The organism is Serratia sp. TSO36, assembly GCF_057808395.1.
In genome coordinates this window covers 116,317-130,283 of sequence record NZ_JBJZOU010000009.1, presented here as the reverse complement: position 1 = coordinate 130,283, position 13,967 = coordinate 116,317, and the positions used below count along the sequence as shown (strand labels likewise).

Genomic DNA, 13,967 nt, shown 5'->3' with positions numbered 1-13,967 from the left:
GAATGACGATTTTTCCTCGCCTTTCATGCTGAAACGCGCACCCGTTATTCAGGAGCCACGCCGTATGGGTCAACTGTTACGCCGCCTCGCCGCCTTCCTCGGCCTGATCTCGCCCAAACGATACGCTTATCCGGCGCTGGACATCACTCTGCCTGGCGATCGTCGGCTGCATCTGGTGGGCAGCATCCATATGGGCACCGTCGATATGTCGCCGCTGCCGGCGCGGCTGGCCGCCCGGCTGCAGCAGGCCGACGCGCTGATCGTCGAGGCCGATATCACCGATTCCGCCTCCCCTTTTGACCACGCAGAACAGCAGCCGGCGCTGGAACAGCGCCTGTCCGCCGAAGAATATCAACGGCTGCTGGCGCTTTGCCACGAGCTGGGCGCCGATCCGCACGCCTTCGCCACCCTGCCCGGCTGGCAGGTGGCGCTGATGATGCAGGCGCGCCAGGCTCAGCGTCTGGGGCTGCGGGCGGAGTACGGCGTGGACTATCAGCTGCTGCAGGCCGCCCGCGCGCATGACAAACCGGTGATCGAACTCGAGGGGGCACAGCAGCAGTTGGCGATGCTGGAACAGCTGCCGGAAGGCGGCATCGCGCTGCTGCGCGATACGCTGGAGCACTGGCACACCAACGCGCGGCTGCTGCAAACCATGGTGAGCTGGTGGCTGGACGCCAAACCGCGCGGCACGCTGGACACCCTGCCCGCCACCTTCAGCGCCGGGCTGTACGATGTGCTGATGCATCAGCGCAATCGCGACTGGCGGCGTCAGCTGGAGGCGCTGCCGGCCGGTGACTACGTGGTGGCGGTTGGCGCATTGCACCTGTACGGCGAGGATAACCTGCCGGCAATGCTGCAGCCACAGGGCTAAAAAAGAGGCCAATATCGCTATTGGCCAGTCAAAGAGGAATTTCTTATATTGTAGTTATACGCATAGCAACCGTGTTAACGGTTACAACAAACAGGGTAGCAACCCGGTGAATATCTTGGCAACCCGCTTTATGTAACAGCCGCTCAGGTTGCCGGGCGGGTTGGATTTTTGTATTTTTAAGGCTGGTTATCACCCCTTCCCCGTTAGGGACATTTTGGACAATACATTATGACGCCCGCAGTCGTTCTGCTCGAGAAACAAAAGGTCGCCTTCACCCTTCATCCGTATCACCACGACAGCGACGAAACCAACTTCGGCGACGAAGCGGTGAGAAAGCTGGGGCTGGATGCCGATCGGGTTTACAAAACGCTGCTGGTGGCGCTGAACGGCGACGCCAAACATCTGGCGGTGGCGGTCACGCCGGTCGCCACCCAGTTGGATCTGAAAAAGGTCGCCCGCGCGCTCGGCGCCAAAAAGGCCGAGATGGCCGATCCGCAGCTGGCCCAGCGCGTCACCGGGTATCTGGTGGGCGGCATCAGCCCGCTGGGGCAGAAAAAACGGCTGCCGACGGTGATCGACAGCCCGGCGCAAGCGTTCGCCACCATCTACGTTTCCGGCGGCAAACGCGGGCTGGACATCGAGCTGGCCGCCGCCGATCTGTGCCGCCTGCTGGCCGGCAGCTTCGCCGACATCGCCAAGCGCGACTGACGCCGCGTACTCAGCGGCACACCACCGTGGCGTCACAGGCCGCCAGCGTTTCCACCAGGCGGTCCTCCAGCGCTTTCACCTCTGCGCCGGGCACCAGATAGTTATTGCTGATGATGGCGAACGCCAGCGGCCGCCCGGTCGCCGAATCGACATAGCCGCTGAGCGACGATACCCCGGTCATGGAACCGCTCTTGGCGTGGGCGCGGCCGGCCGCCGCGCTTTTCACCATGCGGTTACGCAGCGTGCCGCCCACCAGCAACCCCGGCTCGCCCGCGACGGGCAAGGCGCGATACCAGTCGGCGAACCACGGCTGTTTTCTGGCCGCCAGCAGTAGCGTCGTCAGCTGTTGCGGCGTGATCTGGTTCATGCGCGACAGCCCTGAACCGTCCACCTGACGGTACGCGTCAGCCGCGATGCCCTGGCTTTGCACAAATCCGTTTATCGCCTGAAGGCCGGCGGCCCAATCCCCTTTGCCCTGCGTCTTGCGGCCCATCGCCTTGGTCAATATCTCGCCGTAGCCGTTATTGGACACTTTCAGGAAAGTGACGACCAGGCGGGAGAGCGGCGGCGAGGTTTTTTGCGCCAGCAGCCGGGCGCCGGCCGGTGTCACGCCCTCTTCAGCGTTGCCGCGCAGGGTGATGCCGTGCGCGCGCAGAGCATGTTGCAATAAAGCGCCGACGACGAGGGCCGGTTGATCGACGGTAATCAATCGCGAGCTGGCCTCCGCCTGCGCGGCGATGGTGCCACTGACCACGATCCGGTTGCTGCCCGGCCAGCGCTCGAACTTCAGCGCGGTGTCACTGCCGGTGGTGGTGCGATTGACCAGCGTCACCGCGTCATTGGCGGGATAGAAGCTCGCCCGTCCCGGCGCGCCGGCGCGAGCCCCCGGCCGCACATCCACCTGCACCACGTTGATATCGCCGCCGGGGGTAAAGGCATAGTTCAGCGCCGAGATCGGCGCAGCGAAGGCGAAGGGTTCATCGTCCCAGCTCCATCCGGCGCCGAATGGCGTTTGATCGAACGCGCTGGCGTCCAGCAACAACCGCCCCTGTATATGACGGATGCCGCGCTGCGCCAGCGCCGCGGCGAAGGTGTCGAGATCGTCCGGATGCAGCGTCGGATCGCCGCTGCCCTGCAGATAGAGATCCCCCCGCAACATGTCGCCGCGCTGCTCGCCGGCGGTCAGCAGCCGGGTTTCAAACCGGTAATCCGCCCCCAGCACGCCGAACGCCGCCAAAGAAGTGAAAATCTTCATATTGGAAGCCGGCGCCAAACGCTGCTCCGCGTGCGCCTGATACAGCACGGTGCCGCTCTCGGCGTCGCGCACCATCACGCCGCTCGACGCCCCAATCAGCGCCTTGTCCTGACCGAGGGCCGTCAGCGCCTGGCTAAGCGTTTGCTCATGACGTTGACCGGATGACGAACACCCCGCCAGCGCCAGGATGGCGGGCAGCAGCCAGCCTGCGGTTTTCAACATGTCATCTTCCTGCTTGCGTTATCAAAACCAAATTGCCGCTCAGGCTATCATTAGAAGGCGGCGACGTCCTGTTTTCCATTCGCTGAACAAAGATTTTTGCCTGTTGATATTATAAAACAAACAATAATAAGAATTGCCAAACAATCCAGGCAATAAAGTTTGAATATGAACTATATTATGTGAAACAACCTTTAATATAATGTTAATGTTTTTAATGTGTCGTGTTGACAATATACAAAGCCAAAGCTATCGTTACTCCCCATTAAAACCCACAACCTATTATTAATAACAATTTACTTATATGAATTTTAAAATGTGATCTCACTCACTGACTTCCATAGGGAATAACACGCCATGTCTGCAAAAACAGGGCCCGATGGTCATCATGTTATTTTTGATGGCGCGGGCATCGGTGACTTTTGTCCTGAAACGTCGCTGCTTGAAAACTTTGAAAGATTAAATATCGACATCCCCAACCTATGCCGAAAGGGGAGGTGCGGCTGTTGCAAATTACTTCTAATCAGCGGAAATATACGCCATGAAAAACAGAGTGCCTTATGCGAAGAGGAGTTAGAAGAGAATATTATTCTAGCCTGCTGTGCTTATTCACAATCGGATATTGAAATAGAACTCTATTAATAAGGATTAACCGATGAGCCTCATTGAAACCACGTTGAAAAAATGGGATCGCGCCGCGATTGTCCGCTCCCGTCCTCGTCGCCTTCTCAACGAACAGGACAGCCAATCAACCCTTTTCTTCCCCCTCGAACGTCTGCCGCTGTGCCTCCATCCGCGCGTTGCCGCGCTCGGTGAACAAGCATTGCGCTATATTCAGGTGCAAACCCTCTACCACTACCTGAATGGCATCGCCAACATCGAGTTGGATATCATCAATGATTCCAGTTACAAGCTCTACAAAAACGCGGTCGGCGTAGACTTTCCGCTTGAAATGCGCTTAGACGCGCTGACCGTGGTCGTGGATGAGTCCTATCACGCCCTGGTGGCGCTGGATCTGATCAATCAGGTAGAGCAGATGACGTCCATTGCGCCGCTGCCGATGCCAAAAGACACCGAGGCTTCCTATGCCCTGGCGCAATCGTTGGCAATGGGGGACGAACGGCTGCGCGAACTGCTGCGACTGGTGTGCGTGTCTCTGTCAGAGCAGGCGCTGACGACCGATCTTATCGATGTGATCAACAACGAAGATATTTTCCCGACCTTCTATCTGGTGATGAAAGATCACGTTGCGGATGAAGGCCGCCATGCCCGCTTCTCACAGCAGGTGCTAAGCCATATCTGGCGCCACAGCGACGCGGCGACCAAGCAAGCGTTGCAACAACCGATTTTGGCTTTCCTGGAAGGCTACGCAACCGACGCTATCGCCAAAGATTTCAGCGCCTGCATGTTGCGCCAACTCGGACTGGCCGAAGCGGAAATTATCGACATCATCGCAGACACTTATCCAGCAACGCATGTTAAACCGTGGGAAACCAATAATATCGTCACGGAACAAATGCTGGTGGCACTGAATAAATCGGGCATTCTGGCCGATTTGCCTATCGCCGATGCGCTGCATGCAAAAATCTAATTAACCGGCATAAAAAGTCAGCACCTTTGATATTCCGTAAGGGAAATCATTATTCTCAGGAAGCAAAAATGGAATTACTTCATATTGGCTATTTCGGCGACAGTGCCTGCGGTAAATTATTAACAGACGAAATCCAGGAATACGGCCATCAGGTTAGTTTTATCAGTCTCGAACGCCGTCCAATCGAAAAATTCGATCTTATTATCACCACTGAAAATAACGCTGAAACAATACGACGGCTGCAACAGCAGGGAAAAAATCTGCTGATGATCGTAACCAATAAAAAAAATATTAGCGACATTGATACCCTGCAAAACCAAGAACACTTTTCTCTGTACTTTAGCTCCGCCGGCCAAACCGCTTATCTGTGCGACGCGCTGTCCGATATGGCGGCAGGCGCCCAACTTCCCCTGCTGCAGGAAAAGCTTGTCGACATTGTGGTCGAGCTTTCGCGTGGCGGCTTACCGCACGCACAAGACACTCCCTACCGTTTGGCGCGTAAATACTATGCCGAATCACCGACGCGCATGCGCGAGTTGACCGCATTGCTGATGGAACGCCTTGGCGATCAGATGCAGGGGCGTTGCGGCAGCGATCTCTGCCATCTCACCTGGCAACCCGGCGCCGACTTCCATACGCTGCCGGTGGCGGACATCACGTCCCCCGCACAGCTGCAACATTTCTTCTTTAATGAAACCGGCGCGCTCAAACAGGGGCGCTATGCCCAGCCACGAGCGATGGTCGACGTAGCGGCTTGCGGTGACGGCACTCAGCTTACCCTGTATGGCGACGACATGCGTTTCAACGCGTTCACCGACTATCTTGACGCGCTATTGGCAGATCCGGCCGATCCCGTCGCCGCGCCTATTGTTACTCAACCTCAAACGTTGCATCGCCTGAGCCAATTCAACGCAACCGACGATGCCAAGCTCCTGGCGCACGACGTCATCGCTTTGTTCCGCCACGCCGCCGCCGCTCATACGCAACAGGCCGCGCTGCATGCCGATGGCCAGATATACAGCTATGGCGAGATCGATCGCGCCTCGGATCAGTTTGCCTGTTGGCTGCTTGAACACAGCGGGGCCGCCAGCTCGGTCGTCGCCGTCTCGATGGACAAGTCAGCGACGCTGCTGATCGTGCTGTTAGGGATACTGAAAAGCAATAAAACCTATGTACTGCTCGATCCACAGGCGCCAGCGGCGCGCAATCAAAACATTCTTGACGACGTGCAGCCTGCGCTGATTTTGGCCGACTCGCCGTTGCACTCCGGCGACGCGCCGTGCATTGCGCCATCAAGCATTGACTACCGTTCGCTGAACATTCATGCGGAGCAACTCCCTCAATCGCGAGACGCACTGGCCTACGTCTGCTATACCTCCGGGACGACCGGCAAGCCCAAAGGCGTCATGATAGGGCGTGAGGGCCTGAGCAACGTGGCGCAAAACCACCGCGATTTCATTGGCCTGGCGCAAGGCAGTCGCGTGCTGGCCATCGCCTCGCTGGGTTTCGACGCCTTCGGCTGGGATGTCTATGGCGCGTTGGTCAGCGGTGCGACGCTTTATCTGGCGCCCTCGGAGCTGCATACCGATGTCGGCGCACTGCACGATTATCTGACTCGACACGATATCGGCCATATCACTATTACACCGGCAATTCTGGAATTGTTGCCCCGCGAAATGTGGCCGGGACTGCGGACAATGATCGTCATGGGAGACGCACCGCCAGCGGACGTCGTCACCTGGTGGGCCGAGCGCACCCGATTGTGCAACGGTTACGGGCCGACCGAGGCTTCCATTGCCACTTCGCTGTGCGAGTATCGTCCAGGCGTTCCCTGGAACTGCATTGGCAAACCGCTGAAAAACTACCGTTGTCACATCCTTGATCCCCACCATAATCCACTGCCGGTCGGTTTTGAGGGCGAACTGTGCATCGCCGGCAGCGGCCTGGCGCACGGTTACCTGCATCAAGAGGCGCTGAGCGCAGAGAAGTTCATTACCTGTCGGCTACCGTATATGGCGGCCGAAGAGCGCCTTTATCAAACCGGTGACATCGCCAAATGGGACGAACAGGGCAACATTATTTTCGTCGGCCGCCGTGATCACCAGGTGAAGATACGCGGTGTACGCATCGAAATGGGTGAAGTGGAAAGCGCCGTCCGCAGTCACCCCCTGGTTGAAAGCGCCTGCGTCGTGGCTCGCAGCCAGCCTTCGGGAAAAATTCTCGCCGCCTTCGTACAACCCGCTTCGCCTGAGCTGACGATCGACGCGCTGCGTCACGCGTTGGTCACACAGCTCCACCCAGCCGCGATCCCCAGCGTCTTTATTTTCTTGCCGGCGCTGCCGCTGACCATCAATGGCAAGATCGCCCGTCAACAGTTGGAAAACTGGCCGCTGGATGAACGAAATGAGCGCCTGACGCCACCGGAAACAGAAACTGAGGCCATTCTCGAGCGCATCGTGGCCAACGCCATCGGCTGTCCGCAAGCCGACGTCACACAGGAGTTCATCAACCTGGGCGCACACTCGCTGACCATGAGCAAAATCGTCGCGCTCGTGGCACGCGATCTTTGCTGCCACCTGAGCATCGCCGATCTGTTCCGCCATAATACGGTACGCAAACTGGCCGAATATATCGAGAATAAGGCCGTTGCCGCGGAGCGCGCCATCGCGATCTGCGACGAACGCCGCGCGCCGCTCAGCCCTCAGCAGAACCTGCTCTGGTACCTGAGCGCATTGAATCCTGACGACTGCAGTTACAACCTGCCGCTGGCGATAGACATCCAGGGCTCGCTCGATCTGGCGCGCTTTGAACAGGCGATCAATTTTATCTATGAAAAACATGAAAGCCTGCGCACTCGCTTCGCCGAAACCGACGGTGTCGCCTATCAGTTGGCAGAACCGCATACCCCGATTCGCCTTGCCGACCACTGGGTGGAAGGCCAAACGCTGTCGGCAGAAAAGTGGGTGCGCCAACTGTGTGCCATGCCTTTCGACATCACCGCTCGGCCGCCTCTGACGCTTCGGCTGGTACAGTATCATCAGCAGCACCATGTTTTGATTTGGGTAAAACACAACATAATTACCGACGCCTGGAGCGAACAGCTGATCCTTAACGATCTGTGGCAGCGCTATAACGAGCTCGACGATCACAATGGGTTTGACGCGCCGCAACCGCAGATCCAAACCATCGACATCGTCAACAGCGGCATCGCGCCACCTGCGCCGGCGGATGTCGCTTACTGGCAACAGCAACTGCAAGGCTGCCGCGAACTGGACTTCCCGCTGGATAAACCACGCCCGCTAATGCCGACGCACGCCGGAGAACGCATCCATTATCAGCTGCAGCCCGACGTGGCCGGTCTGCTGGCGTCACGGGGCAAAGCGCTGGGCGCCACGCCTTTCGCCTTGCTCTGCGCGACATTAAGTTTACTGCTCAGCCGTTATACCCAGCAGCAGGATATCGTCATCGGCACCGCCATCGCAGCGCGGGACAACCTGGATCAGGCGCAGGTCAGCGGCTTCCATGTCAATACCGTACCGCTGCGTATCCAACTGAGCGAACAGGACACCCTGGCCGAGCTGATCGGTAACATGATGGAAACCTGCATCGGCGCCTATCAGCATCAGCAGCTCTCGTTCGACCGGATCTTGCACCAGATCGAATACGAGCGAATGTCGAACAAAAATCCGTTATTCCAAATCATGGCGATCCTGCAGAACGCCGGCGACGTATGCCAACAAAACCTGCACGATTGCACGCTGCATCGCTTGCCACTTTCGTCCGGCTTCTCGATGTTCGATATGACCTGGAACTTTAGTGTGGAACAGGACGCCGTCGCCATCGAACTCGATTACGCCAGCGAACTGTTTTATCCCGCCAGCATGCAGATGCTGTTGGACAACTATCAGCAAACGCTGCGGCAAGTGCTCACCCTGCCGGCCAACACGGCGCAGCGTGCCCTCAACCCGCTATGCGAACGGGAGCAACATTGGCTGCAACAGTTGGCCGTCAGCTCGGACGCTGGTTCAGGTGACTCGCTGCTGGTGCAAATTGATCGCTTGGCACAAACCCAGCCTGACAGCCTCGCCGTCAGCTGCGAACGGCAACAGTACAGCTACCGTCAGCTGTGGGCGCAGTCTGAGCGCATCGCGCATGCATTGCAGCGCATCGACAGCAAGCCTTTTTCGGTCGGCGTCATGATGGAGAAAAGTTGCCACGTCGCCGTACTCCTGCTCGGCGTGCTGAGAGCCGGCAAACACTACGTGCCGATTGACGTACACTACCCGGCCGACCGCGTGAGCTACATGATCGAGAACGCGCAAGCCCGGTTGCTGGTGACCGATGGAGAGCCAGAGCAACGTTGGGCCAGTCCCGCCGTCGGTTTCGACTCGCTGGTTTCTCAACCTGCAGCGGCCGACACATTGCCGATCCCAGCCGACGATACGCTGGCCTACATCATGTACACCTCAGGCTCAACCGGTAACCCCAAAGGCGTGATGATCACCCACGGCAACCTGAACAATTTCACCCACGACTTCGTCGGGCGGCTGGCGCTGAGCGCGAGCGATAAGGTGCTCAGCCTGACCAGCATCAGTTTCGATATTTTTGGGTTGGAACTGTTCTGCTCGCTGGCCGGCGGCGCGCACGTCACGCTGTGTCCACGAGAAACCGCCATGGATCCGGTCAAGTTGTATCACTTTATCGAGCGACAGCAGCCCAGTGTGATTCAAGCGACACCTACCGTCTGGAGCACCATCGTCCACCATCTGCCGGCGGCGGGCCAGCGCCCCCTGACCGTGCTGTGCGGCGGCGAGAAGATGCCGGCGGCCTTGTTGACGCAATTGCGACGCATCGCGACACGGGTGCTACAGGTGTATGGCCCGACGGAAACCACCATCTGGTCGACCTGCGCCGATCTGACTCACGAAGGCGCGAGCGACTGTATCGGCACGCCGATACAGTCGACTGACGTTCTGGTCATGGATCAGGCCGGCAACCCGATGCCAAGCGGCGCATTTGGTGAGCTATGGCTGGGCGGCGCAGGGGTATCACCGGGGTATTGGCGCAACCCGACGCTGAGCGATAAGGTCTTTCTACGGCGCCAGGCGTTCGGCACCGAGCGCTATATGTACCGCACCGGCGACATTGTGCGGTTTAATCGTCAGGGGCAGCTGGAATACCTCGGCCGGAACGATCACCAGGTCAAAATTCGCGGCCACCGCATCGAATTGAGCGAAATCGATCTCAGTTTATCCTCTCTCGACAATATCGAGCGGTCGCTCAGCTTAATTGTCGGTGAAGGCCAGCAGGCCCGCATCGTCAGCTACCTGCAGTTAACGCCGGGAGAGGAGCTGAATGAAAAAGCGGTGCGCACGGCGCTGAAAGCTCGCTTGCCGAATATCATGATCCCGTCCGGTTTTGTGGTGCTGTCGGCCTTCCCGCTCACCAACAACAATAAAATCGACATTCGTCGGCTACCGGCGCCGGAAACCCACTACTCGGCTTCCGAAGCGGACTACACGCCTGCGGCCAACGAGGCGGAAAGCGCCATGCAGCATATCTGGCAACAAGTCTTGTCGCAGACGCAGATCAGCGTCTGCGACAGCTTCTTCAGCCTGGGTGGAAATTCACTGCAGATCCCGCAACTGCTGCACGCCATTCGTCAACAGATGGGCGTCTCGCTGACTATCCGCGAATTCATCATGCACAGCCAGATCCGCGAACTCACCGCGCTGGCCTTGAGCAAAACTGCCGGGGTCACCGATGAAACGCATTGAGGTGTACCACCATGGACGTTGTCATCACCTTGACTACCGAGAGCCGCTGCGGCTCTCGGCCAGGCTGGACTTCGCCGATAACCCGATCAACCTTTATGGCGTGGCCCCCGCCGATTCGGCGCCGCTGAGTTACGGCGATACCGTCGCCAGCGTGCGTCATGGCGGGGTCTGCAACGCCGAGCGTATCAGCCTGGTGCCACACTGCCACGGCACGCACACCGAATGCATCGGCCATATTCTTCCTGAAACGCACAACGTGGCGGATTTGCCGCTTGAACCGTTCATCGCCGCCACCCTGATTCGCGTCAGGCCGCAACGCGCGGACGGGACCACGGAGAGCTATAACGCCAGCGCTGCCTCTGAAGATTGGCTGATTACCCGGGCGGCGCTCGATGACGCGCTGGCGCCGTTGTCGGGCGACTACCTGCAGGCTTTGGTGATAGCGGTCGAGACGCCGAGCGATTTCCGCGCCGCAGCCTGTGCGCCCTACTTCAGCCATCAAGCTCTGGCGCGCATCGTCGAACTCGGCGTCCAGCATCTGTTGGTGGATATTCCGTCGATCGACCGGCTATACGACGGCGGACGCATGGACAACCATCGCCGTTTTTGGGGGCTTGATGCCCCCGTCAGGCCGCACTCCGGGCGCAAACACGCCTCCGTGACCGAGCTGATTCAGGTTCCCGCACACGCCGCGGCGGGACACTATTTTCTGACCATTCAACTGCCGGATCTGAGCGGGGATGCCCTTCCCAGTCGGCCCGTCCTATTTTCGTTTTCTACAGGGAAAGTGACATCATGAATTACGCCAGCTATCTGCAGCTAAACCAGCTGCTGTCACTGCAACAGCCAGCCTCGCCGTCTGCGGAACACCGCAATGAAAACTTGTTTATCATCACTCATCAAACCTACGAGCTCTGGTTCAAGCAGTTGATCGATGAGCTTCATCTGGCGATCGCGCTGATCGAAGAAGGAGATATACCAGCGGCGATCGAAACGATGACGCGCGTCAATGCCATTACCCAAACCGTGGTGAATCAGATCGCCGTGATTTGCACGCTGAAGTTTCATGAATTCCAGCGTTTTCGCAGCTATCTCGGCACCGCCAGCGGTTTCCAATCCTACCAGTTTGCCGGCATAGAAGCGCTGCTCGGCAAGGAAAACCCAAAGAAACTACAACAGTATCAAGGTGATGAAGAGGCACAGCGCCGATTGGCGGCTATTATCCAACCGGTTTCCCTATGGCAGGCGATACGCGGCCACCTGATGCGTCTCAATGACCAGCCCAATCAGGCGGCGCAAGGCTTCGACGACATCATCAGGCAATCGCTGACGCGTTCAGGCTGCGAGTCGCTGCTGCTCAACCAACTGCTTGATTTGGATTCACTGCTGCAAGAATGGCGCTACCGCCATGTGAAACTGGTGGAGCGTACGATCGGGCAGCGGAAAGGTACCGGCGGTTCATCGGGTTCGGACTATCTTAAATCTACGCTGTTCACGCCGATCTTCGATGAATTGTGGAACGCCATCAACTGAGTGCATTCCCTTAACGCCAAGGAAGCTCAGGCTTCCTTGGCACCCCTGAAAATACGGATTTTCGCCATGCATTGCACCCACTTCCCCAACGCCCCCCTCGGCCTGAAACCGCTGACGCCGGGACGCCAGGGCAGCCTGCGGCTGATCGCTTTTCCCCACGCCGGCGCCGGAGCCACTGCCTTTCAGCGATGGAGCCCCGCGTTGCATCAGGACATCGAACTCTATGCCGTGCAATACCCCGGTCGAGAGGAGCGGGCGCACGAAGCGCCGCTCTGCCAACCCCAATCGCTCATCAATCAACTGATACCGGCACTGCAGCCACTGCAGGATAAACCGCTGATCTTTTTCGGCCACAGTCTTGGCGGGCGGGTTGCGCTGGCGTTAGCGATGGCGCTGCCCCAACCGCCGCTGCAGTTGATCATTTCCGCCAGTTCATCGCCCTTTCTGGCGCGCCATAGCCAGTTGCTGAGGATGCCGCGTGCCGCTTTGTTGAACGCGCTTTGTGCCGGCGAGGGCCTGGATGAGTCTCTCATCGGCGACAGCGCGCTGGTCGATTACTATCTGCCGTTGATCCGTGCCGATCTGTTGCTGTCCAGCCAATTGCTTTTCCCTGCGCAACCGGGTTACCACGCCCCGCTGGCGATGTTCTATGGTGAAAACGACGAGTTGATCGATCGGCAGGATTTGCTCGACTGGCGCCGGATCGCGCAAGGCGATTTTCAGCAGCGCACTTTTGCCGGCGGACATATGTATATCACCACGCAGCGCGAGGCGGTGATAGCCGGCGTTCACCAGTTGCTGGCTGGCCGCCTGAGCGAACCGGCCAGCCGGTAACACTCAGGCGTTTTCACTCTCAGGCAACGCCAAACGGCGCTCGTTGTGCACCACCCGCCACGCCAACAGCAGCACGCACAGGCTGCAGAGCGACAGCACGGCGCCCAGGTGCTGCGACAGCCCGGCCAGCACCAAGCCACCGCCGAGCATCAGGTAATACATCAGGCCAAGGATCGCGCCGGCGGTGCCCATGCAGTCTTTATAATGCCGCAGCGCGCGCGCCAGAATATTGGGAATGGCGATGCCGTACGCCATCACCACCAGCATCATCGGCAGAACGAACCACAAGCTCCCTTCCAGCAGCAGTACCAGCAGGCCGCCGGCCAGTGACAAAACGCAGGCCAGCATCAGCAACGCGGGGAACAGCCAGTGTTTGCCGATCAAAAACTTGTTGATCGCCGCGCCGATACCGACCCCGGCCGCCAACACCAAACCGGTATAACCGAACCACTGCGCCGGCAGTTCCAACGCCGAGAAGTGGAATGGCGCCAGCTGGTAATAGCTGAACATGCAAATATTGAACAACGCCACCAGCAGCGCACTGAGCCAAATATCCCCGTCCTTGATCATCCGCCCCAACGTGCCGAAAAATGAATGCCTCACCACCTGTTGCGGACGCGTCTCCGGCAGTTGCCAACCGGCATAGCCCAGCAACAGCGCCGCCAACAGCGCCAAACCGCCAAACACCCCCTGATAGCCCCAGTAATGAGTCAACACTGCGCCGCTCAATACGCCAACCGCCGGGCTGATCGCCATGGCGATCCCCATCACCGAGAACACCCGCGCCAACTCATAACCGTCGAAGCGATCGCGAATCGCCGTTTGCGTCCCGACCGAACCGACCGCCGCGCCAAAGGCGGCCAGCACCCGCGCCGCCAGCAGCACGCTGAAGCTGCCGCTGAACAGTGCGACGATAGAAGCCAGCAGATAGAGCGTCAGCCCGGCCAAAATGGTGGGACGGCGTCCGATGACGTCGCACATCCGCCCCCAAACCACCACGCCCAGCGCAAAGGCGAAAAAGTAGCAAGAGAGCGTTTGCGCCGCCATTTCCGCACTTACCCGGAAACCATGCGCAATGTGCGTCAATGCCGGGCTGTAGATGGTCTCCACCACCTGGGGAAACATCATCATCGACGTCGCCAATGTCAGAGTCAGTTTACGTTGCATAACAGATCCTGT

At 58.7% G+C, this 13,967-nt stretch carries 10 protein-coding genes; 8 read left to right on the top strand and 2 right to left on the bottom strand.

Annotation, left to right across the window (positions count from 1 at the left end; all coding sequences use genetic code 11):
* Nucleotides 1-64: 64 nt before the first annotated feature.
* On the top strand, nt 65-871 hold the full coding sequence (locus ACK3CV_RS05925; protein WP_060429551.1) for a TraB/GumN family protein: 807 nt from the start codon (nt 65-67) through the stop codon (nt 869-871).
* Between the two features lie 228 nt (nt 872-1,099).
* On the top strand, nt 1,100-1,579 hold the full coding sequence (gene ybaK / locus ACK3CV_RS05920) for a Cys-tRNA(Pro)/Cys-tRNA(Cys) deacylase YbaK (protein WP_004940240.1): 480 nt from the start codon (nt 1,100-1,102) through the stop codon (nt 1,577-1,579).
* 10 nt (nt 1,580-1,589) lie between these two features.
* On the opposite strand, the gene dacB is transcribed toward ybaK, so the two are convergent.
* Complete coding sequence (gene dacB / locus ACK3CV_RS05915; protein ID WP_164141158.1) at nt 1,590-3,056, bottom strand: D-alanyl-D-alanine carboxypeptidase/D-alanyl-D-alanine endopeptidase; 1,467 nt, start codon at nt 3,054-3,056, stop codon at nt 1,590-1,592.
* Between the two features lie 354 nt (nt 3,057-3,410).
* Between dacB and ACK3CV_RS05910 the strand changes: the two genes are divergently transcribed.
* The 6 genes from ACK3CV_RS05910 to ACK3CV_RS05885 all read left to right on the top strand — a co-directional run bounded on the left by ACK3CV_RS05910 (nt 3,411) and on the right by ACK3CV_RS05885 (nt 12,788).
* Nucleotides 3,411-3,695, top strand: a complete 285-nt coding sequence (locus ACK3CV_RS05910; protein WP_071883774.1) for a 2Fe-2S iron-sulfur cluster-binding protein — start codon at nt 3,411-3,413, stop codon at nt 3,693-3,695.
* A gap of 13 nt (nt 3,696-3,708) precedes the next feature.
* Nucleotides 3,709-4,644: a diiron oxygenase gene (locus ACK3CV_RS05905; RefSeq protein ID WP_033647255.1), complete on the top strand. Its 936-nt coding sequence runs from the start codon at nt 3,709-3,711 to the stop codon at nt 4,642-4,644.
* Nucleotides 4,645-4,712: 68 nt separating this feature from the next.
* On the top strand, nt 4,713-10,421 hold the full coding sequence (locus ACK3CV_RS05900; protein WP_164141160.1) for a non-ribosomal peptide synthetase: 5,709 nt from the start codon (nt 4,713-4,715) through the stop codon (nt 10,419-10,421).
* Nucleotides 10,408-11,220 (top strand): cyclase family protein, encoded by an 813-nt coding sequence (locus ACK3CV_RS05895; protein WP_033637362.1) that lies wholly within the window; start codon nt 10,408-10,410, stop codon nt 11,218-11,220. The genes ACK3CV_RS05900 and ACK3CV_RS05895 overlap by 14 nt, the downstream gene beginning before the upstream one ends.
* On the top strand, nt 11,217-11,954 hold the full coding sequence (locus tag ACK3CV_RS05890) for a tryptophan 2,3-dioxygenase family protein (protein WP_033647260.1): 738 nt from the start codon (nt 11,217-11,219) through the stop codon (nt 11,952-11,954). Before ACK3CV_RS05895 ends, ACK3CV_RS05890 begins: the two co-directional genes overlap by 4 nt.
* A 36-nt stretch (nt 11,955-11,990) precedes the next feature.
* Nucleotides 11,991-12,788 (top strand): thioesterase II family protein, encoded by a 798-nt coding sequence (locus ACK3CV_RS05885; RefSeq protein WP_130042481.1) that lies wholly within the window; start codon nt 11,991-11,993, stop codon nt 12,786-12,788.
* A 3-nt stretch (nt 12,789-12,791) separates the two neighbouring features.
* On the opposite strand, the gene ACK3CV_RS05880 is transcribed toward ACK3CV_RS05885, so the two are convergent.
* Nucleotides 12,792-13,955 carry a multidrug effflux MFS transporter gene (locus ACK3CV_RS05880; protein ID WP_164141162.1) on the bottom strand — a complete coding sequence of 388 codons (1,164 nt, stop codon included), beginning with the start codon at nt 13,953-13,955 and terminating at the stop codon, nt 12,792-12,794.
* Nucleotides 13,956-13,967: the final 12 nt, after the last annotated feature.

Bases quoted from the DNA above. Each gene is read 5' to 3' on its own strand.
- ACK3CV_RS05925 (WP_060429551.1), top strand. From the start codon at position 65: ATGGGTCAACTGTTACGCCGCCTCGCCGCCTTCCTCGGCCTGATCTCG.
- ybaK (WP_004940240.1), top strand. From the start codon at position 1,100: ATGACGCCCGCAGTCGTTCTGCTCGAGAAACAAAAGGTCGCCTTCACC.
- dacB (WP_164141158.1), bottom strand. From the start codon at position 3,056: ATGTTGAAAACCGCAGGCTGGCTGCTGCCCGCCATCCTGGCGCTGGCG.
- ACK3CV_RS05910 (WP_071883774.1), top strand. From the start codon at position 3,411: ATGTCTGCAAAAACAGGGCCCGATGGTCATCATGTTATTTTTGATGGC.
- ACK3CV_RS05905 (WP_033647255.1), top strand. From the start codon at position 3,709: ATGAGCCTCATTGAAACCACGTTGAAAAAATGGGATCGCGCCGCGATT.
- ACK3CV_RS05900 (WP_164141160.1), top strand. From the start codon at position 4,713: ATGGAATTACTTCATATTGGCTATTTCGGCGACAGTGCCTGCGGTAAA.
- ACK3CV_RS05895 (WP_033637362.1), top strand. From the start codon at position 10,408: ATGAAACGCATTGAGGTGTACCACCATGGACGTTGTCATCACCTTGAC.
- ACK3CV_RS05890 (WP_033647260.1), top strand. From the start codon at position 11,217: ATGAATTACGCCAGCTATCTGCAGCTAAACCAGCTGCTGTCACTGCAA.
- ACK3CV_RS05880 (WP_164141162.1), bottom strand. From the start codon at position 13,955: ATGCAACGTAAACTGACTCTGACATTGGCGACGTCGATGATGATGTTT.